Raw genomic sequence first — 25,352 nt, forward strand, 5'->3', positions numbered from 1 at the left:
ATGGTATTGCGTGGTCTTTTTAGGGTACTTTTCTGTCTCCTGACTGATGCCGGAAAGACAGTTTTGGTGCTCATCCCATTTTTCGCACGTATCTACCGTGAACAGCACGCTGTAAGCGTGATTGGTTTCTTTCTCTGACCGCAGCCAGCGCCCTTTTCATCCCAGATGGTTTTTCTGATTTCTTTACCGCTGGCGGCGCGAACCAGCCGCCCCTTCTCGTCGTACTGATATTCAATGGTTTCTTCAAAGAATTGCAGCGTACTGTGAGCAACGGAGCGCACAACCCGGTTGGCACCGTCATAGTCAAAGTGCGTTCGCGTTTCGCCCGGACGTTCGTCCAGCGTGAACTGCTCTATGGCATCGGTAATACGCCCCCGCTCGTCCCGGATAAACCGCTTCGTGCTGCTCCCCTGGGTCAATATTTTTCCTTTAAATTCCAGCTTTATTATTTGCGTTTGCTGCCAGTCGCCTGCGTTGTACGCGGTTTCGGTATGCACGGCCATTTGCGTCGTGCCGTCGTCGCGGCGCACGTCGGCCGTGGAATGCGTCAGCACATTGCAGCGCCCGAAGGTCGTTTCCGCCTCGATTTGCGCGTTAATATCCTTGCCTTTGCCTTTTACCACCCACGATGCGATTTCCACATCGTCCGGCGAGGAGGCGTTATTGGTGAGGATGAAAGCGTTAGCGCTGTTAATGGCATACTGGGTTTTATCGCAGGCTGGTTCCGCTCTGGCCTGTAATGCAATGCCAGCCCATCCCACCAGCGTCCACAGCAGGACGCGACGATTGTTCATAGTCATTCCTTTTAGGCCCGTTCGGGAACCCGCTTCCCTGGGCCTGTCAGGGTGACATCGGCGCGGCGGGGAAAATCTTTATCCAATCCAGGGGCGTTTTGCAGGGGATGGGTAAGCGCAGCGCCACCCACCCGTAAAGCCAGAACCGCGGACTATGCTAGCCGCTTATCTGCTCCATCGCCTGCAACACGCGCTTGTCGGAAACCGGATACGGAGTGCCGAGCTGCTGGGCGAAGTAGCTCACGCGAAGCTCTTCTATCATCCAGCGGATCGCCTTGACATCCTCATCCTCACGCCGCGCTGGCGGCAGCTTGTTAAGCCACTGCTGCCAGGCCTGCTGTACGGCGTCCACTTTCAGCATCTGCGCGCGATCGCGGTGCGGGTCGACAGCCATCTTCTCAAGACGCCGTTCAATCGCCTGCAAATAACGCAGGGTGTCGCCCAGACGGTTATAACCGTTGCCGGTGACAAAACCGCGATAAACCAGCCCGCTCATTTGCGCTTTGATGTCGGACAGCCCCAGCGCCATCGTCATATCCACGCGCCCTTTCAACCGCTTGTTGATGTTAAACACGGTGGTGAGGATCTGCTCTACCTGCTTTGCGATGTCGACTACCGTGTCGTTAAGCTCTGCGCGCACTTTATCGTGCAGCGCCGCGAAGCCTTCTTCCGTCCACACCGGCCCGCCGTTTTCGGCAATCAGCTTATCCACGCCGCAGGAGATGCAGTCGTCGATAAGATCAAGCACTTTGCCGTAAGGGTTGAAGTAAAGCCCAAGCTTCGCCTTGTTCGGCAGCTTCTCGTGCAGGTATTTGATAGGCGACGGAATGTTCAGCAGCAGCAGGCGGCGCAGGCCGCGCCACATGTTGGTTTGCTGCTCGAGCGGGTTATCAAAAAGCTTAATCGCCACGCTGTCGCGCTCATCCACCAGCGCCGGCCACGCCTTGACGCGGTAGTTGCCGCGTTTTTGCTCGTAGCTTTCCGGCAACTGGCCGAAGCTCCAGATATGCAGGTTGCTCTGCTCGATGCCGTCATCCGCCACGGCGGAGAGCGTCTCCTGCACTTTCTCTTTCAGCCCGGCTTTTAGCGCTTCAAGCGAGCGCCCTTCCCGCAGCTTCTTGTTATTTTCATCCACCACCCGGAAGGTCATTTTCAGGTGATCGGGCACCTGATCCCACTGCCAGTCTTCACGGTCGATGGTCACGCCGGTCATGCGGCGGAACTCGCGCTCAAGGCTCTCCAGCAGCGGCAGCTCAAGCGGCGTGGCGCGGCCTAAAAACGCCTCGGCGTAGTTCGGCGCGGGAACGAAATTACGCCGCACCGGCTTCGGCAGCGACTTAATCAGCGCAACCACCAGCTCGCGGCGCATGCCCGGCACCTGCCACTCAAAGCCCGCCTCTTCCACCTGGTTTAACAACGGCAGCGGAATATGCACCGTTACGCCGTCGGCGTCGGCGCCCGGCTCAAACTGATAGGTCAGGCGCAGCTTCAGGTTGCCCTGATGCCAGAAGTTAGGGTAGTCGAGCTTGCTGACTTGCTCTGCCCCTTCCTTGATGAGCATGCTCTTCTCAAAGTTGAGCAGATCCGGCGTTTCACGGCTCGCCTTTTTCCACCAGCTGTCGAAGTGGCGAGCGGAAATCGCTTCATGGCTGATGCGCTGGTCGTAAAACTCAAACAGCGTGTCGTCATCGACAAGAATGTCGCGGCGGCGAGATTTATGCTCCAGCTCTTCCACTTCCGCGCGCAGCTTCTGGTTCTCGCGAAAGAAAGCGTGACGGGTCTGCCAGTCGCCTTCCACCAGCGCATGGCGAATAAACAGCTCGCGGCTGAGCACCGGGTCTATCTGGCTATAATTGACCTTACGGGCCGCCACGATCGGCAGGCCGTAGAGCGTCACTTTCTCGCTCGCCATCACCGCGCCCTGCGCCCGCTCCCAGTGCGGCTCGCTATACGAGCGCTTAATCAAATGCCCCGCCACCGGCTCTATCCATTCCGGCTCGATGCGGGCGGCGATGCGCCCCCACAGGCGGCTGGTTTCCACCAGCTCCGCGACCATCGTCCATTTGGGCGGCTTTTTAAACAGGCCGGACCCTGGGAAGATGGCAAAGCGGGCATTGCGCGCGCCGGTGTATTCCTGCTTGTCGGCGTCTTTCATGCCGATATGCGAAAGCAAACCGGTGAGCAGCGCGGTGTGTACGGCGCGGTAATCTGCCGGCTCGCTGTTAACCGGAATGCCAAGCTCTTTTACCACCTGGCGCAGTTGGGTATAGATGTCCTGCCATTCGCGTACGCGCAGGTAGTTCAAATAATCGGTGCGGCAAAGGCGGCGGAACTGGTTCGAGGAGAGCGCTTTTTGCTGCTCGCCAAGGTAGTTCCACAGGTTCACAAACGCCAGGAAGTCGGACTCTTTGTCGTGGAAGCGGCGGTGCTTTTCATCAGAGGCCTGCTGCTTGTCCATCGGGCGTTCGCGCGGGTCCTGAATGGAGAGCGCCGAGGTGATAATCATCGCCTCGCGCACGCAGCCATGTTTTTGCGCTTCCAGCACCATGCGCGCCAGGCGCGGGTCCACCGGAAGCTGGGAAAGCTGACGGCCAAGCGGGGTGAGCTTATAAACCGAAGCCTGTTCATCGGTCGTGATCGCGCCCAGCTCTTCCAGCAGGCGCACGCCGTCCTGGATGTTGCGCTTATCCGGCGCTTCGACGAACGGAAACGCGGCGATATCGCCAAGGCCCAGCGCGGTCATTTGCAGAATGACGGAAGCCAGGTTGGTGCGCAGAATTTCCGGATCGGTAAATTCCGGGCGCGAGAGGAAATCATCTTCTGAATAAAGCCGGATGCAAATGCCTTCAGAAACGCGTCCGCAGCGCCCTTTACGCTGGTTGGCGGAAGCCTGAGAAACCGGCTCAATCGGCAGGCGCTGCACTTTGGTGCGGTAGCTGTAGCGGCTGATGCGCGCCGTACCCGGGTCAATGACATATTTGATCCCAGGCACGGTCAGCGACGTTTCCGCCACGTTGGTCGCCAGCACGATGCGCCGCCCGGTATGCGGCTGGAACACGCGGTTCTGCTCGCTGTTAGACAAGCGGGCATAGAGCGGCAGCACCTCGGTATGCGGCAGGTTGAGCTTCGTCAGGCCGTCGGCGGTGTCGCGAATTTCGCGCTCGCCGCTCATAAAGATGAGAATATCCCCCGGCCCTTCCTGCCCCAGCTCTTCCACGGCGTCGAAAATGGCCTGCAACTGGTCGCGTTCGGTATCATCCGCCTCTTCGACAATCGGCCGATAGCGCACCTCAACCGGATACGTGCGGCCGGAGACTTCGATAATCGGCGCGTTATTGAAGTGGCGCGAGAAACGCTCCGGGTCGATGGTCGCCGAGGTAATAATGACTTTCAGATCCGGGCGACGCGGCAGCAGCTCGCGCAGGTAACCGAGCAGGAAGTCAATGTTCAGGCTGCGCTCGTGCGCTTCGTCGATGATGATGGTGTCGTACTGCATCAGCAGACGATCCTGCTGAATTTCCGCCAGCAGGATGCCGTCGGTCATCAGCTTGACCATGGTGTTGTCGCTGACATGGTCGCTAAAACGCACCTTGTAGCCAACGCAGCCGCCCGGCTCGGTTTGCAGCTCTTCGGCGATGCGGTTCGCCACCGTGCGCGCGGCGAGGCGACGCGGCTGGGTGTGGCCAATCAACCCTTTCAGGCCGCGGCCAAGCTCCATGCAGATTTTCGGTAGCTGCGTGGTTTTACCGGAGCCGGTTTCACCGGCGACGATAACCACCTGGTGGTCGCGTACCGCCTCAAGGATCGCCTGTTTCTTCTGGCTGACCGGCAGGTTTTCCGGGTAGGTAATGGCCGGTCGCGCCGCTTCGCGCAGCAGGACTTTCCCTGCCGCCTGGTCTATCTCCTGGGCGAGCGCGGCGAAAAGCGCCTGCTGAGATTCAGGATTTTTAACCTTCTTCGCCCCATGCAGACGGCGCGAGAAGCGTGATTTGTCCCGCAGCATCAGCGACTCCAGACGAGACGTTAGCGCGGAAAGGGTCAGATTTTGTTTTTCCATCATCGGGTTATGCGGCCTGTACACGGCCTGTCAAATCAAAGGAATTCATTAAGCGTAGAGTACCACACTGCTTTCAGGTGCGCCTTGTTCAATAATTTCGAACATAGACTTCGATATATTGCGCTATCACTGCAATCGGTTTGTGAATAGAGTTGTGAATAAGCAACGGGGGCAACGGCCCTGACAACCAAATCAAATAAAGGAACTACCCATGAGCAAAGTACTCGTTCTGAAGTCCAGCATTCTGGCAGGTTACTCCCAGTCCAACCAGCTTTCCGACTATTTTGTTGAGCAGTGGCGCGAGAAGCACGGCGCGGATGAAATTACCGTTCGCGACCTGGCGGCTAACCCGATCCCGGTGCTGGATGGCGAGCTGGTAGGCGCGATGCGTCCGAGCGATGCGGCGCTCTCTCCGCGTCAGCAGGAAGCGCTGGCCCTCTCTGACGAGCTGATTGCTGAACTCAAAGCGCACGATGTGATTGTTATTGCGGCGCCGATGTACAATTTCAACATCCCGACGCAGCTGAAGAACTACTTTGACCTGGTCGCCCGCGCGGGCGTGACCTTCCGCTACACCGAAAACGGTCCGGAAGGCCTGGTAACCGGCAAACGCGCAGTGATCCTCACCAGCCGCGGCGGCATCCATAAAGACACCCCGACCGACCTGGTGGTCCCGTACCTGAAACTCTTCCTGGGCTTCATTGGCATTACCGATGTTAACTTCGTCTTCGCCGAAGGCGTGGCGTACGGTCCGGAAGTGGCGGCGAAAGCGCAGAGCGACGCGAAAACCGCTATCGACAGTCTGGTTGCTGCATAAGCCGCAACCCTGCTTAAAACCGCCCCGCCCGGGGCGGTTTTTGTTTTCGCCCCTTCCTTTTATCTAACACTGCGTGGTGATTCGCTACCACCCTGTGAAGCAGCGTGAACCAGCCCCCCTTCCGCAGGCCCAGTCTTAGAGGACTTTCTTAGACTTCCGGCTAAATAGCTACCTCCATCGAAGCAGACCGGGTCTATTCTCATTACCAGATTATTCTGGCTTAGATCTGGAACTATTCAAAATCGCTACAGATTTCAGTGCAAAAATTCAGAAAGGCTTCGACAGCTGCTGGTGCCAGACGACGTGATGGGCGGGCAACATATAGCGGGTAGGTCTCGCCTGGCCATTCCGGAAACAGTTCTACCAGCTTTCCATCCGCTATCAGTTGCGCGACGCTTAGTGACAACACCTGCGCAATGCCGGTGCCGCTCACACAAGCCTGTACCATAAGATCGACATCTGTCGTAGTCAGATGTCCTTGTGTTGCTACTGACAGTCGCTCCCGACCACGTCTAAATTCCCACCCGAACGGCTTACCGCTGCGCGGATCAATATATTGAATGCATTCATGCCCGGTAAGGTCCTGGGGATGCTGTGGTCTTCCGTGCTGTGCCAGATAAACCGGCGCTGCTACCGTCAGCACGCGCGTATTCAGCAGCAGCTTTGATGTAATGGTGGAGGGCAGTTGGGGTCCGAAGCGAACCGCAATATCAATCCCCTCGTTTACCAGATCGCCGACATCCGGTTGCTGCACCACCGTCAGCGTCAGATCCGGGTGACGCTGGCGCAACAGCGGCATTTTCGGTGCCAGAATGTAGCGGGCGAAGATGGGATTAACGCTGACGCGCAATGCTCCACGCACCGCCACGGCTGCACCTGAGACATAGCTTGCAGCTACCTCAATGCCTTGCAGATGCGGCGCGGCGCGCTCATATAAGGCTCTGCCTTCGCTCGTCAGGTTCAGGTTGCGCGTAGTGCGGTTCAGCAGGCGCACACCGAGTCGCTCTTCAAGCCGGTCTATGGATCGGCTTACGCCGGAAGCAGATAGCCCCAGCACCTCGCCAGCGCGGCTAAAATTGCCAGCCTCCACAACTGCGGCCAGCACACTCAGTCCAGACAGAAGTCGTCCGTCAAAACTCATACGAATCCACCTTTGATTTTTAGCAAATATAATTTTAATGAAACTACCTTTATCAAAGATGGTGCGCAACCTATCGTGTCGTCCACATCGTTGCGACTCGCAGTTTACCTGGTTGAGGCCGGGTAATTCCGCAACGAACGGCACCCCTTAATTCTGAGGAATACGATATGTCAACGAAGCGCACTCTTTTCAAAGGCGGCATCATCCTTACGCTGGATGCCAATATTCCCAATCTTGACATCGGCGATGTGCTTGTCGAAGACGACCGGATCGCTGCGGTTGGTCCGGTCCTGCAGACGGATGACGCTGAGGTGATCGACGCAACCGGCCATATCGTTATGCCAGGCCTGATAGATGCCCATCATCACATGTGGCTGGGTGTCATGCGACGCATGATGCCGGATGTGGATGATCTGTTTGCTTACATTGATGTTGTCGCTGAGAAGCTAGGTGCCCACTACCGGCCGCTGGACATGTATCTGAGCACCAGACTGACCGCGGCGGCCTCTCTGGACGCGGGCATCACCACGGTTATTGATGCTTGCCACAATTCGCGCAGCCCTGCGCACACTGATGCCGCGCTGAATGCTCTGCAGGAGAGCGGCATTCGCGCATTACATATGGTGGGTGCGGCGATGGATAAGCAAGCATCAGCCGCGCATCTGCCGGGCGATCTGCCACGACTGGCGCAGCGCTGGAATACCGCAGAAAGCCTGGTGCGTGTGGGCCTGTTTGGTCAGCTTAATCTGGACTGGTGGCAGGCCGCCCGCGATCTCGACATGCGTATTCTGACGGAGTTTATCGGCGATCTGGCAAGGCTCGGCCCTGAATTTGCCAAACCGGGCGTGCTGGGCACGCACAACATCTTTAACCATTGTTCTCGGGTTCCGCAGGAGACATGGCAGCTGCTGGCCGAAGCTGGCGTTAACGTCACCGTTAATCCGCGTTCGGATGCGCTGTTTGGCTTCGACGACGAGAGCTTCGCTTATCAGCAGGCCGTTAATCATGGTCTGACGCCGGCACTGGGCATCGATCTGGATACCGCGTTTGTTCCACGGTGACATATTCATACTCAAATCTCCTGCAATATGGGAGATTTGAGTATGGTTGTCCCTTATTAGCGAATTGCAGACATTAAATTGAACGCAAAGCCGTAGGAAATTTCAATATTTCTATTCAGGCCAGCCATTGGATTCTGCTGGCCATTATTTAAAGCGGGGCCATTTTCGAAATAATCAGGATCTCGCGACCTTCACTTTCAGTCCAATAACAAGTGCGGCAAGAAACATTATGCAACCAGCCGTGATGAAAACTCCCGTTACGCCGCTGATACTAAAGAGTAAGCCTCCCAACGCAGCTCCAGCAGCAATTGAAGACTGTACAGCTGCCACTACCATACCCCCTGCGGTTTCGGCCTGATCCGGAACGGAACGTGCTACCCAGTTTGACCACGCCACGGGTACGCCACCAAAGGCCATCCCCCATAACGCAACGAACAATATCAATCCGTTTTCTTCAAGTGGCAATAAAATCATGCCCAGTGCTGCCAGACCGACAAGTGCCGGCATCATTATAAGCGTTAAACGCAGGCTTCTTTCCATCAGCCAACCGGCCAGCAGCGTCCCGATAAAATTAGCCACGCCGAATCCAAGCAATATTAAAGACAAATGGTCTATATCAAGATGCGTAATATTTTCAAGAGCCGGACGAATATAGGTAAACAACGCATACTGACCAGTATGGGCAATAACACATCCTGTCATTCCGATTGCAATACCTGGGCGGCGAAGAACATCCATGACTGACGCTGTTACCATTATTCTGCGCGGAGCCATACCAGGAAGCGTAAACAGCTGGAAAATCAGTGTCAGCACGCCTACTGCGGTTGCAGCGATAAAAGCACTGCGCCAGCCGTAAAGCCCCCCTAAGTAACTTCCCAGAGGAATCGAAACAACGGTGCCTACGGCAATACCGCTAAAAATAATGGAGAGAGCACGCGGGACGCTCTTTGCAGGGACCAGCCGCATAGCTACGGCGGCCGCCATACTCCAGAAACCTCCCAGCGCGATGCCCAGCAAAATACGCATTACCAGCAGGATTGACAGGCTTGATGAAAGTGCCACAAGCAGGTTGGAAGCAATCATTAGCACGGTAAAACCAAGCAACACATTTCGGCGATCATAATTACGCGTCAGGCGGGGAACCATCAGACCTGCAAATAGTGCCACCACTGCTGTTACCGTCACAGCCTGACCTGCAAGGGCTTCGGTCACACCAAGATCGGCGGCCATAGGTGTCAGCAGGCTGGTAGGAAGATATTCTGCAGTCAGCAACCCAAACACTCCCATGGTCAGTGAAATAACAGCCATCCATGCGGATTCTTTGGGTTCTGAACTATTCAGACTAGCGGATATCGCTTCGGTTGCTTCATTTCTCATAACACGCTCTTTTCAGGGAAAATTCAGGTTCCAAGTCTAGAGCTGAGAAGCCGGACGATCTATGATGTCACATCCTGATTATTTACCCGAAACGCCGGAAATAGATGTGAATAAACATTTTGCTCTGTCATCCGAACTCATCAGTGAACTGCTGCTTGAAATGCGCCTGCGTGGCGTACAGTACCGCCGTTTACAGACTGGCTCTGAGTTTGGTGTCAGTTTTAGCAATAGACCGGGCCATGCCTATTTTCACTATGTTGCTGTGGGAACGGCTCTGCTTCGTACAAACGAAGGTGCGATTCATGAGCTGAAAGCCGGAAGCATGGTATTTATGCCACAGGGTGACGAGCATCAGCTTATATCGGATATCGGCTGTGCAATTCAGCATATCGATACGCTAGGCTCTGCGCCTTTAGGCGAGGCCGTCAGCGGAATCAATACCTGCCCCAGTACACATCCAACCCCCAGCACAGTTCTCTTTTATGGCTGTATGGAGTTCGATCTCGGTGGAATGCAGGGCCTGGGTAAACTGATGCCGCAAGCCATAGTGGTTGAGGCAAACGAACAGATATATCCAGGGCTGGTTCCCATTCTGGGTGCCATGAAATTTGAGATCTGTTCCGGACGCGCTGGCTTCGCGGGCATTCTGGCACGCCTTGCAGAAGTGGCTGCTGCCATGATTGTGCGTGGATGGATCGAAAACGGCAGCGAGAATGCCGCTGGCCTTATCGCTGCACTACGTGATCCGCGGCTTGCCCGTGCGATTCTGACTCTCCATCGCGATACAAGTCGGGAGTGGTCTGTTGCTGAGCTTGCTGCCCAGTCTCATATGTCACGTTCTGTTTTCGCTGAACGTTTTACATCAATCATTGGGATACCTCCCCAGCGCTATGCAAGGGAAGTGCGAATGCGCCTCGCTGGTCACTGGATCATTCACGATAAGATCTCAATCGACACGGTAGCTTTACGTCTCGGCTATTCCTCACAGGCAGCATTTAGCAGAGCTTTCAAACGTATCAATGGATATCCGCCGGGTGCTATGCGAAGCAACCGGCTCAAAGCGGGCCAGAATTAAGTTACTGAAACTATGCATGTTATTGACAGGATTCTGAGCGGGATGCTGCATACAACAGTGGGTGCTGAGCATAAACTAATCTTCATAAATTAACGTATCGCATTTTCTCTAATGTCCGCTTATGGCTGTGAGTTCAACCGATGGATGCAACACACTTATTGAACCGCTCTGTGGGTGATTCTTAGTCTGGCGTTTTTCCTGGCCTCTCGTTGAGCTGCCCGGCAACACTGTTCAGTCTTTGCTGGCTGTGAACCGATAAGTCAGTTCCTTTTGGAAAATACTGCCTGAGCAATCTGTTCGTATTTTCATTAGAGCCACGTTGCCAGGGGGATTGAAGATCGCAGAAATAAATCTGAATGTCTGTCGCTACCGTAAATCGAGTGTGGTTGGTCATTTCAGCGCCACGATCTCATGTTAATGTTTTATAAAGCTCAACAGGCAATTCCCGTGCTTGTTTGATGAGCGCTGATATAACCGTTATGGTCTTGTTGTCCCTGATTTTGTGCCGCTTTCGGACAGGGGGGACGGTATCCACCAGTCTGGTGGATAGTGGGCATGATAGAAGAATGATTTCTGTCGAACATTCTGGCGATATCATGCAGGGAATCACCTTGCTTATATCTGTCCCGGATAATCGCTTTCTGTTCTGGCGCGTAGTCAATGCGCGTTCTTCGTTTCATGGCAACGTCCCCCTTGATTAAGGATAGCGTTGCATCGACCCGTTGAACTCACAGCGAAGAACGGACGCAACGTCATCGCCCGGCATTAAGCGGTACTGGTGAGCGTATTCAGTTCGACAAGCAACCAGTGCTCAAAACTCTCCAGCGCAGCCTCATTTATTCCCGTTTCCTTCGATTTTACTAAACAGAATTTTTTGCTCAGGCCCTCTGATGCAGGCCAGGGTGAAACAAGCATGCCGCTACTCAGTTCATTCTCAATATACATACGTGGAACCAATGCTACGCCTTGTCCGGCCATGACGGCAGCGATTGCCATTTCATGAAGATCGTACCGCACGCCCTGAGCCGGGTTATCGAGGACAATTCCACTTTCCCGGGCATAGCGATGCCAGGCATCAGGATTCTGTCGACGGTGAATCCGCGGGAGTTCGTTTAACTGTTGATTGACGTCACTCTTTGTTAACAGTGCCGGATGGCAAACAGGCACCAGCGTTTCCTGAAACAGAAACTGCATACGCATGCCTGCCCATGCGGGATGTTCAAAATGAATGACCGCGTCAAAGCCACTGCCGGGCAAAATAAAAGGATCCGTTCTGGCCGCAATATTTAACGTTATGTCCGGGAACAACGCGTTAAAGCCGTTCAGGCGGGGAATAAGCCAACGGCTGGAAAAGGTCGGCAGGACAGCGATATCCAGACTCTTACTGCCTTCAGGCATTCCCATGATGTACTGTGTATCTCTTTCGAGCCGATCGAGCGTTTCACGCACGTGATGTGCATAGCGCGCGCCGACAGGATTAAGCTTTACGCGGCTTCCCACGCGGTCAAACAATTTACAGTTCAGCAAAGCTTCAAGACGGGCAATCTGACGGCTAATGGCCCCTTCCGTTAACGACAACTCCTCTGCGGCCCGGGCAAAATTACCGTGCCTTGCGGCGGCATCAAAAGCCTGCAGAGAAGCGCTACTGGGTATTTTTCTACGCATAACACGTGTTCCTTTCCCTGTGCCTGTAACCTGCGCTCATTGACTTAAAGTCACTGAACTGTGACATATTATCGATTTCAGATGGGAAATACAGCGTGTAGCATGATGAAAAATCATTGAGCAAATCTGTTTGCTTGCGTTTATGACTTATCTGGAGATGAGCGGATGTTCTATATCGTGGAATGCTCGTATAACGATCCTGAAAGCGAGGCAGAATGGAATGCGTTTTACAGCCAGCAAAAATTACCCGCATTAATATCTGTTACCGGGTTCACCACCTCTCAGCGCTTTCGTGCCGTCAAATCTGGCTGCCCTGTTTACCTTGCCATCCATACCATTAATGATGCGGATATTCTCAGCAGTGATAATTACCGTTTAAAAGGAGGAGGTAATTTCTCTCGCTGGCAGGCCTGCATTACTGACTGGCATCGTAATCTGTATGCAGGTGAAGGCCTCGCGCCAGCCCTGTCTTGCGATGAAATTCTGCTACTGAGCGCAAAGCCAGTAGATTATTTAGAAAGAGAATTGGGATATCAGGGGCTGGAAATGGCTGCAGTGGGGCTGGATAAATCTCCTGAATATCGGGTTGCGTATGTTTTGCCGGTTAAGATTGCCTCGCTATTTACCGATATACCCGGGGTGTACCTCTACGAGCCTCTTACACCGCAGTTGCAGGCAGCTGAAAAAGGGAAGTGATAACGCATGCCTAATCTCACTTTTTATATTTCTGAAAATCACGCGGACAAGTTTAAAAACCTTTCCGATTTTACCCGTCAATGCAGCGCCCTCTGTTGCGCCACGCTCGGCGCAGAACCCAAAAATGTTCATATCATTTTTGTCGATGTAAAGCCGGGATGCGGGCAACCGGTGTATGCCGAACTCTTTTATCGTCTGACAACATGGCGAACGCATGAAGTAATGGAGAACTTTATGCGTGAACTGGATTGCGCCACTCACGAGGCCTCTGGTCTGTCGACCCGTATCCGCTGCTTTGGATTCCCAGCAGAACACCTGTTCGCCCGCAACTAATTCTGAGGTATTGATGAGCCATCCCCTTCCGTTCCGTCAGATTGGCGATTTTCAGATAACTGCGCTGAGTGACGGCAATATGGCCGCCAGTCTGGATTTACTGTCAGGCATTGAAAAAGCTGATGCCGACGTCATTCAATACCGTGCCGGAATCGATCGGCCCGGCGATATCCATATAAACTGTTACCTTATCCGCGGTCGGGGTCGAGTCATTTTGGTCGACGCCGGCGCAGGGCCGCTGAATAACGTGGGAGGCCAACTCACAGCAAACCTTGCCGCAGCGGGGGTCAGCCCTGACGATGTCGATAGCGTTTTATTGACGCACTGTCATCCGGATCATATTGGCGGCCTTCTGGATCCTGAAAAACAGCCCGTGTTTAAACGCGCTGACATTATTCTTCATCCTCTCGAAGCGCAACACTGGCAGGATGATAAAAAACTCAACATAGCGAATGAGCGTGGCCAACGTAATTTTCGGCTGGTCCGCCAAATGTTGCACGCCTATGCCCGGAAGGTGCGTTTTTTTAACGGGGATAAAATAGCAGAAGGCATTCTCCCGGTATGGTTGCCGGGCCATACGCCCGGGCATACAGGTTTTCGCATCGATTCGGATGATCAATGTTTATTAATATGGGGAGACATCGTCCATTACCCCCATATTCAGTCAGCACAACCGGCGGTTTCTATTTTATTCGACACCGATCCCGCTCAGGCCGAGGAAACAAGGAAATCGATGATGGAAAAAGCGGTCAGCGAAAAACTGCTCATTGCAGGCATGCACTTAAGTCAGGCCGGGTTTGCCAGCGTTCTCAGGAATGGTAGTGGATACCGCATTTCCTACGCTGAAAAATGATGGCTATGCCTGACTGTTTCGTTATTGATGAGCGCCGTTCAACGTCGTCCTTGTCCGCTTGTGGCGCGGAGTGGACATTTGCGTGAAGCATGATCTGCTAAGAGCGAGAAGCGGACGTAATGAATGCGTAGCGCTTCTGAGATTAAGTCGGGTGATAAAATGAAGGTGGCTGGCCCGTAACGCGTCGGAACATTGTTGCGAAGGATGAGGCATTGTCGTAACCAAGAAAAAGTGCAACTTCATTCACTGGTTTACCTGTTATCAGCAACGCCAATGCGCTGACGACACAGGCTCGCTGGCGCCAGGCGGAAAATGACATACCGATTTGCCGCAGGAAATGGCGGCGAAAGGTACTGGCGCTCATAAACAGCGCACTGGCCCACCGCTCAGCCGGGTCGTGGATAGACGGGGCGATTAAAAACGCCTGACATAGCGTCAGCAGGGCCGGATGCTGCGGCAGCGGAATATCGAATTCGCGAACCGGCATTGCCGCCAGTTCCAGTAACATCAGATTTACCAGCGCACGGTCACGTGCGCTTTCATACAGCGGTGGCAAATCAACTGCTTCAAGCAATAACTGACGTAACAATGGCGATACGCTTATCACTTCACAGCGACGGTGTTTGATAAACCCCGTCACGCATGCGGGTTCAATATACAAGCTACGGGTAGTGACGCCCACAAACCGGACGGCGTGCGTCGTGTCGGGTGGGATCCATACCGCATGCTGTGGCGGAACCACCCACTCTCCGTTACGGGTTGAGACGTACATCAGGCCCGTTGCGCCATACAGCAGCTGTGCGCGGCGATGTTTATGGGGCGGCAATGTAAATCCCTGCGCATAGTCATTACCTAACGCCACCACGTCACGGTCGAGCTCATCCACTTCGTCAATTTTTACGTTACGCACATCTGCCTCCGTCTGAACGATTTGCAAAGGTAATTGAGCGCAGCGCAAATGGGAAGCAACGCGCTTGCGGTATAAGCTGCTGGCTCATTTTTCAGATCGGGACATTATCTTGAACGATATCGTAATCATTGCGCTGGCAGGCTTCACTACCGGCGTCACTACGGTGCTGTTTGGCTTTGGTGGGGGCTTCGTGGTGGTTCCCTTTGTTTACCAGTTGCTGCGGCGCCAGCCTGAACTGACAGGAAACGCGATGCATATCGCTGTTGCCACCTCAACGGCGGTGATGATATTTAACGCGGGCTGGGTCAGCTATCGAAACTGGCGGGCCGGTAAACTATCATCACAGACGTTGTTCCCGTTGTTATGGTTTATTGCCATCGGCGCTTTTTTAGGTTCCTGGCTGGCGGGAATGTTGAGTGAGGGTCTTGTTCGCGCGCTGTTTATCCTTTACATGCTAGTGACAATTGGGGATTGTCTGCTGCGCAAAGGTTTTTTCAGTGGTACAGCACCGCGTCGCCTGTCGCCTTTTATAACAACAGGCGGCGGAATAGCGATCGGCATGATTGCCGCGTTACTTGGCGTGGGCGGCAGCGTTATGACAGTACCACTGCTGCGACGACATGGTTACGCGATGCGTGACTGCATCAGCGCAGCCAATCCGCTTTCGTTGCCCGTGGCGCTGTGTGGCGCCGTGATGTATGCAATTATCGGTTGGCACACTATTCCCGGAAGCGGGTTTATAGGGTTTATAAGTCTGAAAATTCTGTGCATTCTAATACTGTCGGGCTGGGCTGGTATTGTTTTTAGTCGCAGGGCTATTCCTGCTGTACCTGATACTTTGCATGCGCGAATATATGTGCTGCTACTTTGCCTGGTATTCCTGGCGATGCTTCTTTGAAGCAATCAACATATTTCGGCTACTTCTGCGAATAACTTCAATTTTCTATAAACGCTCCTTCTGGCACCCAGCAGCGCTGCCTCGGGTCTGCTATGAGCGAGAAGCGGTCAGATCGCAATCTTGCACCACAATCTGGTACGAGTTAGGCAAGCATTTGGGGTGAAAGCCTGTCCTGAGTGAGAATCTAACCAAGCATTGTGTTATGTTTAACAACTGGAGTAGGCTACAAAATCAATTAATTAAGGATTTTGAGATGACTATAGCCGCAGCTTGGGTAAGAACTTTAAGAAATTGCAAAGAATTGATTGTAGTATCAGATAGTAGATTAAATGGTGGTATGAAAATGGATTGTGGGCAGAAGATAATAACTCTGCCTCGTTCAGATGCTTTCATCTGTTTCGCGGGTGATACTAGTTGGGCATATCCTTTGATGCATCAAGTGGCATCAGCAATTGATATATATGATCGTTGCTCCTCACGAACCCAAGATATTAAAGAACTCAAAACCCATATTCTTAAGATTTTTGAACGACTGAGAGAGCAAATTCACGATGCCATAGGTGACATGGATATACCCGATGCAAAATTCATATTCGGGGGATATTCATGGATAAGAAAAAAATTCATGATTTGGCACATCACCTACCAAAAGAGTACCAACTGTTTTCGTGCGGATCCTGCACGTGAAATATATGGATCACCTGTTGTATTTACTGGTGATGAAGAACATGTAATTAAAGCTAATGCGATGCTTCGTGAAAAATTAAAATCAAGAGGGAAGCTGGATAATTTAGAAAGAGGCATAAAAAATACTGTTAAATTTGAATGGGAACCATTTGAAGTTATTCGAGACATGCTTTACAAGGTTAATGAAAGTTCTTATGAATTCAAAAACTCATCAATTGGAGGTGCGCCCCAAGCCCTAAAAATCTATGAACATTTATCAAGTCAAAAACTTGGTGTTCTATGGATGAACAGGATGGATAGTGAACCGAGCATATATTTATCGGGCCGAAGGCTTACTAATTATGGTCCGCGAGATATGTGGATACTAGACCCTGAAAAACTGATAACGTACAATCCATTGAAAAGCAATTCCGATAAGGAGGTGATTAATCAATTCATTTAATTTTTCGGGCGTTTAATTACATTTTATTAAAGATAGAATTATTATATTTGCATTTTTAATTTTTATGACCGTTGTAAACAAAACTGTTAAGCATTGTGAAGAGAACGGGGCAATGAAAAAAACCGAGTTGTATTTCGTAGCCCCATCCCCTCGAGTGGCGACAGGCAGGTGCTGATGAATATGACGAAAAAAGGCGACAAGCATCTACGGACACTTTTTATTCATGGTGCCCGCGCTGTCGTCAGGGTTGCTACGAATAACAATGATGGTTATATGAATCAGCGGGTTAACCAGTTAAAGGAACGGCGCGGATTTAATAAAACGACCGTGGCGGTCGCTAACAAAAACGCGAGAATAATCTGGTCGAAGCTGAGAAATGAGACCGAGTATCAGGTAGTATGAAATTAATACCCTGTCAGCAAAAGTTGCAGCGTACTGAGAAATGGTTACAGGTTGCACCTGCACAATCGGAACCTGATTTTTATACTGGCCTCAGAGGCCGTCCAGTTGTTGAGGCGATTGTGTGCGGATCACCCATTTGGGCACTGATTTTCCTGATGCCGGATAGATGTAAGCAACAACCCAAAACCAGATTCAGTACTTGCAAAACGGAGGTAGTCCATAGATGTAGAAAGTAGCGTCTGAAATAGCATGCTTACGGCTGAGTTCCCGGGCAGAAACCCCTGCTTCAGCCTCGCGGAGAATACTAATGATCTGTTCGTCAGAAAAACGCTTCTTCATAGGGATGTCTTCATGTGGCTTATGAAGACATTACTAACATCGGGGTGTATTAATCAACGGGGAGCAGGTCAATAAAAATATGTCCGATTCAAAGAACGGACATATGCATGATGCTGAAGATCCGCTATGAGCGAATCTAGGACATCAACAGAGCCCACACCGGAAAACTAGGATTGCAGCGATTAATATTTCCGCGCGCTTGTCTTCGTTATATTATTTTCCACCACGCCCAAATGTCGTGATATGGTTTTCCTTCTTCTTTATTCTAATCTCGCTATCTTTGTGAATCATACGTTGATGACAATCCAAACAGAGGCTTATCATCCCTTCAACAGTTGAAGGGCCTCCCTTTGCATACTCAAAGATATGGTGAGCCTGCACCCTGTTTGTTGAGGCGCAGAGCTGACACATTTTTAGATCTTTTAATCTGCGCTCGTTTTGTGACCTACGATGGTCGCTTGGCCTGCTCATTACGCTCTCCTAGCTTTCGCTGTCAGATTCGTCTTTAAGACTGTCTTGCTGCGGAGGTTCTGGTTCACCTTTTGCTTCCAGGGAAAGATTCTCAACCCTTCTTTTGAGCATTAGCTGCAAAGAATCATATGGCCCCTCGATCCCAGTGTAATCTTCAATCTCACCCGCATCTTCTAATTGCTCAACCATTTCCAGAATTTTTTTTACCTTATCCTTGCTTCCTACAAACGCAATATTAGCAGCCCACTTCTTATCACCTGACATCACTTCCCCTCCTTGGCAGGGAGGTTAAACGTCACCTCACTATCCACGTCAAAAATTTGAAGCTTTCCGACTCCATGCTTCAATACAATACAGAACGAATCATCAAACACAGGAAGGCCGTTCCTCAGCTCAGAAACTTTGTATATTCGATATTCACCTTCGGTTTTGACAACTCCAACATTTTCAGGAAAAGAAACTTCTTTGTGGATAGTCACTTTTTCAAAATCCTTAAAGAAATTTGGCTCCCCAAAGTCAAATCCAAAAATTTTATAAATACGGTAGTCTCCATCACCTGAAACAATAACGATTTCGTTTTCAGTTAATCCGTACAAACAGTCTCCCTCTCGGAGGATTTTGAACCTAAATTCTTTCAATGGACGAAACTCCTATTGATATAACATTATTTTCAACGGCAAAAACCGTTAGACGAAATATTTGTTGCCTTCTTTCATGAATTTTACCCAAAGAAAGCAAACTTTCAACTTAAGCTCATTCAACTACTGTTAGACACATTTACCAAAATAGGTAATTGCAGGAACGGTTTTGCGCCCACCGCCCGCTGTTTAAAAGCTCATTAGTAAAGCTTAAGTTAGATCAGACATTTCTGTCGATGAAAAACTTAAGCATTTGGACGACGTCTTCGTAGATAATCTAAAAAAACTGTTATTTAGTAGCAGCCAAAATCAAGGTCCGCTCCTGGCACAAAGCGGACATTACTTAGTACTGCACGATCAGGCTGGCAGCGCAGCCCGCCCCTGAATGCCGCGGGAGCGGCATGGAGGCGCCAGAGAATGTTGTACTCCGTGGCGGAAAAGCGCCGTCCGCCCGGCGTAGTGGGATACAGAGCCATAATTTTTGCCCCTCCCCCTACCCTGCTTAGCCCAAACCTACTGTCAGCAATGAAGAAGCTTGTGTAATCCTTTCTGACCCGGCGAGCGCGCTTTACGGCGCTTGCGGTGTAAAAACGTGATTTTGGGCCTTAACGGCGGCAGCTTGCTGCTAGCGGGTAGCCGCCTTACGCCACCGTCCAGGGCGTTTCATCCAGCGTAAAAACCAGCGCGTTATCACGAACTTCATAAGGCACGGTGTAGGTATGCGGGTCGTGCATGTTCCGGTCGCAGCAGGGTTCGAAATAGTGAATCATGCAGCGGAAGGTAAAGTGGCGCTCGTCCATCGCCGTGACGTCGAACGTTTCCGGCTGATAGGCATAGCGCATATCTTCCGGGTATTCAGACATGACAAACTTGTTAAACAGCGCCGCGTTTTCGCGCAGCAAGCGCGCCAGCGAGGCCGTATCGTTCGCCGCCGCGCCGTCAAGCGGCAGGGTATAGGTTTGCGTTGCCATGGTTGTCTCCTCCTGTCTGCCCTCAGCCTGACACAAATTGCGGATAACGTCTGTTATCCCTGCGGGGTAAGGGCCTATTTCTTCAGCCACTGGCCGTTGAGGCCGCGCACGTACTCGCCAGGCCGCGCGCGGGCGACCAGCTTCTCGCCTGCCATTTTCGCCACGTCATCCACCGGCAGATGGTTGCTGTCCGCCACCTGCTGGTAGCTTTCAGCCCTCGCGGCGTTGATGTTTTTCACAAGCGTCAGCGTTTCGCTGTCCTGTGCGATGGGGGCCAGGTAGCCGCTCAGCGTTTCGCCCACCCGCCCTTGCTGGCGCGCCTCCTCCAGCGTCAGGGCGAACGCGGGCGGCGTGAGCATCAGCATCGCCAGCAGAAGTAGCGCTTTTTTGGCCATATCGTCCCCTCAGAAGAGATCGCTGCGGTTTTTCAGCAGCGCTTCGACATCCTTATCCAGCTTGATATGGATCTCATGTTCAATTTTAACGTTCATATTGATGGTGATGGGCTCTTCAGGCGCCGCCACCTCGATACGCGGCGTGCAGCCGGTTAAAAGCGCTGCGGGCAGCAGCGCCAGCATCATTATTTTCATTTTTCTTCCTCGCATACCGCACCCGCTGGCTGACACGGCGCGCCGGGAAGCTGCGCGTGCTGCTCAAGCCAGGTCTGTAAATTGTCGCCAAAGCGCAGGCTGCGCCACAGGGTAAAGAGGTTTTCCTGATGGCGGTAATTAAGCCTCACGGCGTTGCTTTTCCCGTTCACGCGGCTGGTGCCCTCCAGCTCCGCGCTCATCGACAGCACCCCGAGATTATCCAGAGTCAGCGTCGTCCATGAGTGTGAAATCTCCATGTAACGCAGCCAGTTTATCGCCGCGCCCGCCGCCACGTTGTCTTTCGCCATTGCGTCCGCCATCTCTTTATCGAGGCGCAGCGTGAGCGGACCGGGGCTGGTAAGCCAGCCATCCTTGATTATCCATCGCGGGTTTTCCAGCCACAGCGGCAAGGCGCCGTTAACCGCGCCAGAGAGCGCGACCTGCTTCACTTTGGTGGCGGTGATAAATTCGCTGGCGGAAAGATTGTGCAGGCGCAGCAGCGCCGCGTCGTGCTGCGGCATGCGCAACTGCTGTAGCGAAATTTGCCCGCCCAGCATATCGACGCTGACGTTGCTCAACAGCAGCGGCCGCGCCTCGCTCCAGGGGTAGCTGCCCTGCAAATCCGCAGTGACGTTGCGCGCCGTGACCTGGCTTTCGATGTCGTCTATGCGCAGCCGCACCGGGCCGCGCGCGCCAAGTTGCCAGACGGCGTCGCTGTAGCGAAAGGGCAGCACAAAATCGACGCCGTTGATTTTGTTATCGGTGGTCCAGGCGCTGCCCTTTTTCACCACGCCGTGCCCGCCCGCTTCAAAGCCCTGATCGCCTGCGGCGGAGAAAGCGACCTGGGCGTAAAATTGCCCGTCGCGCAGCGCCATTTTCCAGTCGGGCGGAATGAGGGGCTGAAACACCGCCAGCGGCTGCGCCGGCCACCACGCCTGTCCGCGCAAGCGTACGCCGTCCCAGCGGCCATGCACCCGCACCGGGCCGATAGCCTGCGCGTGCAGGTCGCCTTTGAACTGAAACGCGGTCGGGCCGCTGCCTTTCACGCTGAACGTTAAGGTCGATGGCGGCAAGACGCTGCCGCCGCTGAAGGTTGTTGGTCCGGCGTCAAGCTGTAGCGCGCCGCTAAAGTCCGTGGCGGCGTCCTGCCGCTCCCAGCGCACCGGCGAGGTGAGCCGCAGGCGCGGTTTGCTCATCAGCATCGCGCCGTACTGCAGTTTGTCGAAGCCGGTTGCAAGCTCGCTTAGCTCAATAACGCTGTCTCGCCACTCGCCCCGCCCGGCCACATCCCAGCGCGCCTGCATCGGTTTGAAGTTACCCTCTCCCCAGTAGCGCCAGCGCCACACGCCCGCATCCGGCAGGAAATTGTCAGCGCGGCCATCCAGGTGCAGCGCCATATCTCCCATGGCCTGTTCGTGCGCGCGCAGGATAGCCTGCAAACGGCCATCTACGCCCTGCGGAGTCAGCTTTACGCCCGCTAAAGGCCAGCGCACTTCGTCGATATTCAGCGAATCGATAACCCGCCCGCGTGAGCGCAACAGCGCGCCGGGTTGAAAACGCACCTGTGGAGCAAGCAGCGGACCGTTCAGGTCAGCAGGCAACATCGCGTAAAACACCATGGCGTCCTGCTTGGCTTCGCCGGTAATGCGCAGCGGCATCTCGCTCTGCGTCATGCTTAAGCGCCCCGGCCCAAAGGTCATGACCGCGTTGCCTTTGCCCGCCGCGCCTTCAGTCAGTACGTTGATGCGCCCGCTAAGCTGCGCGCCCTCCAGCCCTGCGCGCCAGTTTTCCGCCTTAAGCGCCACCCTGCCGCTTAGCGGGAACCCCTGGTAAGGCCAGCGCCAACGCCCGTCGCTCAGGGTGAACGTTTGTGCCGTGAGGGTCCAGGGGAGGTCGAGCAGCGGGTCCGCATCGCCTGTCGCACTTATCAGCAACTGACCGCGATTATCCTGCCACTCCAGCTCCGCCTGGGCCTCCTGAGGCGCAAAAGGCAGATGGAGACGGGCCACGGTGCGCCCCTGGGTCGGCAGGCCGTCTGGCACCAGCGGCAGGGTAAAATCGCCCAGTAGCGTAATCGGCGGGAGAGCGTCCGCCACGTTAAGGTTAAGTTTTGTTACGCGCAGCGCCTGCCCCTGCAACTGCGCGTCGAACGCAATGCTATCGCCTGCGAAACGCAGGCGCTGCCGCTCAGGCGTGAGGCTTGCTTCCAGCGCGCCGGCGTACTGCGGCCAGGGCGTGAGCGTCAGCTTTTTGATAGTGACCCAGCTCATCGGCAGCATCGCCTGCCATTCGGCGAGCGTGCGCGGCGCGGCGGGGTTTTCATTGCCGGCGGGCATGTCGCTGAAGCATTCCGGGTTAAGCGTTAAGGCATCGACATTAAGCTGCCAGCGGCTCGGATGCGTGAGAATGGCGTTATCCACTTTAGCCAGTTCGCAGTCGCCTGCAAGGTAACGTAGGTCGGGAAGGATAATGGCGTGGCGGGTCAGGCGCGGGGGCTGCTCCAGCGCAATGCGGGTGCCCGGCGGCAGCCAGATGCCGGCAAAGCCGGGCAGCCAGTAACCCACCGTAAACACCAGCGTTAATGGCAATAAGATAAGCAATAGCGCTAAGGCGATAGCCGCTCTGTATTTACCCTTCATGGGCCGTTAATATCCTGATTCTTTGATAAAATTACGCGCCAGAGCGCCGTATTGTGTCAGTTTAGCCGCTGCAGGTGAAGCCGACCGTCATTGAACTAAACTATTATGCTTAAAACAGCGATAAGCGCCTGAAATATTAATTATTTTTTAAACTTTGTAAGATTATTTTAACTATGCTACCGTGAATGCAGTACAACACTGGAGAAAGTCTTATGAAACTGGCCGTCTACAGCACAAAGCAGTACGATAAAAAGTACTTGCAGCATGTTAACGAAGAGTTTGGCTTTGAACTTGAATTTTTCGACTTCCTGTTAACGGAAAAAACCGCTAAAACCGCCAACGGCTGTGAAGGGGTCTGCATTTTCGTTAACGATGACGGCAGCCGTCCGGTGCTGGAAGAGCTGAAAAAGCATGGCGTGAAATTTATCGCACTGCGCTGCGCAGGCTTTAATAATGTCGATCTGGACGCGGCGAAAGAACTGGGAATGCAGGTGGTACGCGTACCGGCCTACTCGCCTGAAGCGGTTGCTGAACATGCTGTCGGCATGATGATGTGCCTTAATCGTCGTATTCACCGCGCCTATCAACGCACGCGCGACGCTAACTTTTCGCTGGAAGGACTCACCGGTTTTACGATGTACGGCAAAACTGCGGGGGTTATCGGCACCGGGAAAATCGGCGTGGCGGCGCTGCGCATCCTGAAAGGTTTTGGCATGCGTCTGCTGGCGTCCGACCCTTTCCCCAGCGCGGCGGCGCTTGAGCTTGGCGTGGAGTATGTCGATGTCGATACGCTGTTTTCTCAGTCGGATGTCATCTCCCTGCACTGTCCGCTCACTAAAGATAACTACCATCTGCTGAATCGCACTGCGTTTGAGAAGATGAAAGATGGCGTGATGATCATCAACACCAGCCGCGGCGGGCTTATCGACTCGCAGGCCGCCATCGAAGCGCTGAAGATGCAAAAAATCGGCGCGCTGGGCATGGACGTGTATGAGAACGAGCGCGACCTCTTCTTTGAAGACAAGTCTAACGACGTGATTCAGGATGACGTATTCCGTCGCCTCTCCGCCTGTCACAACGTCCTGTTTACCGGTCATCAGGCGTTTTTAACCGAAGAGGCGCTCATCAGCATTTCCCAGACTACGCTTGAAAACCTGCGCCAGCTGGAAAAAGGCGAAGCTTGTCCAAACGCGTTGTACTGATTTTTAAGAATATATCCGATGTATTCGCGTCAGCTGGCAGGCAGACTGGCGTGAATCATTGATGATATGAATATCATGGAGGCGATATGAAAAAGTATGTTGTTCCGGCACTGGCCGCGGTTGTTCTGGCGGGATGCGCGACGCCGGGTCATAAAGCTAACGTTACAGCACAGCAGCTGGTTCACCACCGCTATGTGCTTTCTACCGTGGATGGCGCGCCGCTCGACGCTTCTACCCGCATGCCGGAAATCAGCTTTGGCGAGAACCTTCACGTTGCAGGCAGCATGTGTAACCGCTTTATGGGCCAGGGCGAACTGCACGGTGATGTGTTGAAGGTAAAAGGCATGGCCTCAACGCGGATGCTCTGTGCCGAGCCACGCCTGAACGAGCTGGATACGCTGATTGGCGAAATGTTGACGCAGGGCGCCAAAGTAAGCCAGTCGCAAAAGACGCTGGTGCTGGAAACCAGCCAGCATACGCTGACTTATAAACTGGCGGATCTGGTCAACTAATCAGTAGTTGCCGCAGCTGCCTGACGCCAGGGCGCTTTCACTACAGCGTTTACCGTTGGGCAGCGCGCACATGCCGATAGCGGAACCATCTAACTGGCGCGCAACAGAGAGCGACCCGCCCACCATTGCGCAGTTGGCCTGCCCGGAGTCGGACATCGCCGCACGCAGGCCGGGCGAAACGTGAGCCGCCGTCGCCTGCTGTTCGGGTTCGCTACTGCATGCCGATAAAACTAACGCGGCACACCCCACTAAAAACGCTGCACGCATGATTCTCCCCTTTCGATGACCTGAAAAACTCCAGCATCATAGGCCACCTTGACCGCCAGCGTCGAGCCTCTGATCGCGGCTTTTGCTCGCTTAAACACATTTTTTAGCAATTCTACTTCTTCAGCCGTTTCGCTTGTTCACACGCGCAAGACAAGGCGCGAAGAGCGAAAGTTTGCTTTTTCACTGCGGTCAATATGCGGCAACGGGCTGATTTCTTCGCTGTTTAGCTTTACGCTTCGCGGATGTTATGCTGCCTGTAAACCCCCATAAAACGAGGCGGATATGGATAAAATACGTAGAGATGAAGCGCTGTATCAGGAAATGTGTCGGGTGGTGGGCAAAGTGGTGCTGGAGATGCGCGACCTCGGCCAGGAGCCTAAACATATTGTTATTGCGGGCGTCGTGCGTACTGCCTTAGCGAACCAGAAAGTAAAGCGCTCTGAGCTGACGCAAGAGGCGATGGAAGCGGTGATCCGCGCGTTGGGGTATGAGGTTTAGCGCGGCGTGCCTGTTTT

The 25,352-nt window shown here is 53.5% G+C and carries 25 protein-coding genes and 3 pseudogenes; 12 read left to right on the plus strand and 16 right to left on the minus strand.

What is annotated here, in order from left to right; translation table 11 throughout:
* Positions 1-92: 92 nt before the first annotated feature.
* Complete coding sequence (locus IEX01_RS07420; RefSeq protein ID WP_188723577.1) at positions 93-794, minus strand: hypothetical protein; 702 nt, start codon at positions 792-794, stop codon at positions 93-95.
* Between the two features lie 157 nt (positions 795-951).
* Positions 952-4,854: an ATP-dependent RNA helicase HrpA gene (gene hrpA / locus IEX01_RS07425; RefSeq protein ID WP_188723578.1), complete on the minus strand. Its 3,903-nt coding sequence runs from the start codon at positions 4,852-4,854 to the stop codon at positions 952-954.
* Positions 4,855-5,062: 208 nt separating this feature from the next.
* Between hrpA and azoR the strand changes: the two genes are divergently transcribed.
* Positions 5,063-5,668 carry an FMN-dependent NADH-azoreductase gene (gene azoR, locus IEX01_RS07430; RefSeq protein ID WP_024557488.1) on the plus strand — a complete coding sequence of 202 codons (606 nt, stop codon included), beginning with the start codon at positions 5,063-5,065 and terminating at the stop codon, positions 5,666-5,668.
* Positions 5,669-5,900: 232 nt separating this feature from the next.
* Here azoR and IEX01_RS07435 read toward each other — a convergent pair whose 3' ends face one another.
* Positions 5,901-6,809 (minus strand): LysR family transcriptional regulator, encoded by a 909-nt coding sequence (locus IEX01_RS07435; protein ID WP_188723579.1) that lies wholly within the window; start codon positions 6,807-6,809, stop codon positions 5,901-5,903.
* Between the two features lie 167 nt (positions 6,810-6,976).
* Here IEX01_RS07435 and IEX01_RS07440 point away from each other — a divergent pair, with 167 nt between their 5' ends.
* Positions 6,977-7,870, plus strand: coding sequence for an amidohydrolase family protein (locus tag IEX01_RS07440; RefSeq protein WP_188723580.1), 894 nt, complete (start codon positions 6,977-6,979; stop codon positions 7,868-7,870).
* 174 nt (positions 7,871-8,044) lie between these two features.
* On the opposite strand, the gene IEX01_RS07445 is transcribed toward IEX01_RS07440, so the two are convergent.
* A complete protein-coding gene (locus IEX01_RS07445) occupies positions 8,045-9,247 on the minus strand; it encodes an MFS transporter (RefSeq protein WP_188723581.1) in 1,203 nt (400 codons plus the stop codon).
* Between the two features lie 61 nt (positions 9,248-9,308).
* Here IEX01_RS07445 and IEX01_RS07450 point away from each other — a divergent pair, with 61 nt between their 5' ends.
* Complete coding sequence (locus tag IEX01_RS07450) at positions 9,309-10,322, plus strand: AraC family transcriptional regulator (protein WP_048887486.1); 1,014 nt, start codon at positions 9,309-9,311, stop codon at positions 10,320-10,322.
* Positions 10,323-10,503: 181 nt separating this feature from the next.
* Here IEX01_RS07450 and IEX01_RS21905 read toward each other — a convergent pair.
* Positions 10,504-11,002: pseudogene (locus IEX01_RS21905) on the minus strand (IS30 family transposase).
* A gap of 85 nt (positions 11,003-11,087) precedes the next feature.
* Positions 11,088-11,987, minus strand: a complete 900-nt coding sequence (locus tag IEX01_RS07460; RefSeq protein WP_048887485.1) for a LysR substrate-binding domain-containing protein — start codon at positions 11,985-11,987, stop codon at positions 11,088-11,090.
* A gap of 165 nt (positions 11,988-12,152) precedes the next feature.
* Between IEX01_RS07460 and IEX01_RS07465 the strand changes: the two genes are divergently transcribed.
* The 3 genes from IEX01_RS07465 to IEX01_RS07475 are packed head-to-tail and all read left to right on the plus strand — an operon-like array spanning position 12,153 to position 13,869.
* Positions 12,153-12,683, plus strand: coding sequence for a type 1 periplasmic-binding domain-containing protein (locus IEX01_RS07465; RefSeq protein ID WP_188723582.1), 531 nt, complete (start codon positions 12,153-12,155; stop codon positions 12,681-12,683).
* A gap of 6 nt (positions 12,684-12,689) precedes the next feature.
* Entirely contained in the window at positions 12,690-13,016 is a 327-nt protein-coding gene (locus tag IEX01_RS07470) for a hypothetical protein (RefSeq protein WP_188723583.1), read from the plus strand.
* Between the two features lie 13 nt (positions 13,017-13,029).
* A complete protein-coding gene (locus IEX01_RS07475; protein WP_188723584.1) occupies positions 13,030-13,869 on the plus strand; it encodes an MBL fold metallo-hydrolase in 840 nt (279 codons plus the stop codon).
* A 142-nt stretch (positions 13,870-14,011) separates the two neighbouring features.
* Here the strand turns inward: IEX01_RS07475 and IEX01_RS07480 are convergent, their stop codons facing one another.
* Positions 14,012-14,779, minus strand: a complete 768-nt coding sequence (locus IEX01_RS07480; RefSeq protein ID WP_048887482.1) for an AraC family transcriptional regulator — start codon at positions 14,777-14,779, stop codon at positions 14,012-14,014.
* Positions 14,780-14,888: 109 nt separating this feature from the next.
* On the opposite strand from IEX01_RS07480, the gene IEX01_RS07485 reads away from it, so the two are divergent.
* The 3 genes and pseudogenes from IEX01_RS07485 to IEX01_RS07495 all read left to right on the plus strand — a co-directional run.
* Positions 14,889-15,677, plus strand: coding sequence for a sulfite exporter TauE/SafE family protein (locus IEX01_RS07485; RefSeq protein WP_048887568.1), 789 nt, complete (start codon positions 14,889-14,891; stop codon positions 15,675-15,677).
* Between the two features lie 253 nt (positions 15,678-15,930).
* Complete coding sequence (locus IEX01_RS07490) at positions 15,931-16,806, plus strand: hypothetical protein (RefSeq protein ID WP_188723585.1); 876 nt, start codon at positions 15,931-15,933, stop codon at positions 16,804-16,806.
* A 150-nt stretch (positions 16,807-16,956) separates the two neighbouring features.
* A pseudogene (locus IEX01_RS07495) lies at positions 16,957-17,208 on the plus strand (transposase); the annotation flags it as partial.
* A 219-nt stretch (positions 17,209-17,427) separates the two neighbouring features.
* On the opposite strand, the pseudogene IEX01_RS07500 reads toward IEX01_RS07495, so the two are convergent.
* The 8 genes and pseudogenes from IEX01_RS07500 to IEX01_RS07535 form a co-directional block, all read right to left on the minus strand.
* Positions 17,428-17,547, minus strand: a pseudogene (locus tag IEX01_RS07500) (transposase); the annotation flags it as partial.
* A 213-nt stretch (positions 17,548-17,760) separates the two neighbouring features.
* Entirely contained in the window at positions 17,761-18,018 is a 258-nt protein-coding gene (locus tag IEX01_RS21820) for an HNH endonuclease (protein WP_082167031.1), read from the minus strand.
* A 9-nt stretch (positions 18,019-18,027) separates the two neighbouring features.
* Entirely contained in the window at positions 18,028-18,282 is a 255-nt protein-coding gene (locus IEX01_RS07510) for a hypothetical protein (protein ID WP_048887481.1), read from the minus strand.
* The gene (locus IEX01_RS07515) at positions 18,282-18,614 is read right to left on the minus strand and encodes a hypothetical protein (RefSeq protein ID WP_048887480.1); all 333 of its coding nucleotides are present in this window, start codon (positions 18,612-18,614) and stop codon (positions 18,282-18,284) included. The genes IEX01_RS07510 and IEX01_RS07515 overlap by 1 nt, the downstream gene beginning before the upstream one ends.
* A 683-nt stretch (positions 18,615-19,297) precedes the next feature.
* Complete coding sequence (locus IEX01_RS07520; protein WP_024561657.1) at positions 19,298-19,627, minus strand: hypothetical protein; 330 nt, start codon at positions 19,625-19,627, stop codon at positions 19,298-19,300.
* A gap of 74 nt (positions 19,628-19,701) precedes the next feature.
* Positions 19,702-20,022, minus strand: a complete 321-nt coding sequence (locus tag IEX01_RS07525) for a YdbL family probable chaperone protein (protein ID WP_024561656.1) — start codon at positions 20,020-20,022, stop codon at positions 19,702-19,704.
* 9 nt (positions 20,023-20,031) lie between these two features.
* Positions 20,032-20,217, minus strand: coding sequence for a YnbE family lipoprotein (locus tag IEX01_RS07530; RefSeq protein WP_444542681.1), 186 nt, complete (start codon positions 20,215-20,217; stop codon positions 20,032-20,034).
* Positions 20,214-22,856, minus strand: a complete 2,643-nt coding sequence (locus IEX01_RS07535) for a YdbH family protein (protein ID WP_188723587.1) — start codon at positions 22,854-22,856, stop codon at positions 20,214-20,216. The genes IEX01_RS07530 and IEX01_RS07535 overlap by 4 nt, the downstream gene beginning before the upstream one ends.
* Positions 22,857-23,068: 212 nt before the next feature.
* On the opposite strand from IEX01_RS07535, the gene IEX01_RS07540 reads away from it, so the two are divergent.
* Together IEX01_RS07540 and hslJ are read left to right on the plus strand one after the other, a co-directional pair.
* The gene (locus IEX01_RS07540) at positions 23,069-24,058 is read left to right on the plus strand and encodes a 2-hydroxyacid dehydrogenase (RefSeq protein WP_048887477.1); all 990 of its coding nucleotides are present in this window, start codon (positions 23,069-23,071) and stop codon (positions 24,056-24,058) included.
* An 86-nt stretch (positions 24,059-24,144) separates the two neighbouring features.
* Positions 24,145-24,570 carry a heat shock protein HslJ gene (gene hslJ / locus IEX01_RS07545; protein WP_024557702.1) on the plus strand — a complete coding sequence of 142 codons (426 nt, stop codon included), beginning with the start codon at positions 24,145-24,147 and terminating at the stop codon, positions 24,568-24,570.
* Here hslJ and IEX01_RS07550 read toward each other — a convergent pair whose 3' ends face one another.
* A complete protein-coding gene (locus IEX01_RS07550; protein WP_024557703.1) occupies positions 24,571-24,837 on the minus strand; it encodes a putative hemolysin in 267 nt (88 codons plus the stop codon).
* Between the two features lie 282 nt (positions 24,838-25,119).
* Here IEX01_RS07550 and fumD point away from each other — a divergent pair, with 282 nt between their 5' ends.
* Positions 25,120-25,335, plus strand: coding sequence for a fumarate hydratase FumD (gene fumD, locus IEX01_RS07555; RefSeq protein ID WP_024557704.1), 216 nt, complete (start codon positions 25,120-25,122; stop codon positions 25,333-25,335).
* Positions 25,336-25,352 lie beyond the last annotated feature (17 nt).

It is taken from the genome of Franconibacter daqui (assembly GCF_014644275.1).
Classification (GTDB): domain Bacteria; phylum Pseudomonadota; class Gammaproteobacteria; order Enterobacterales; family Enterobacteriaceae; genus Franconibacter; species Franconibacter pulveris.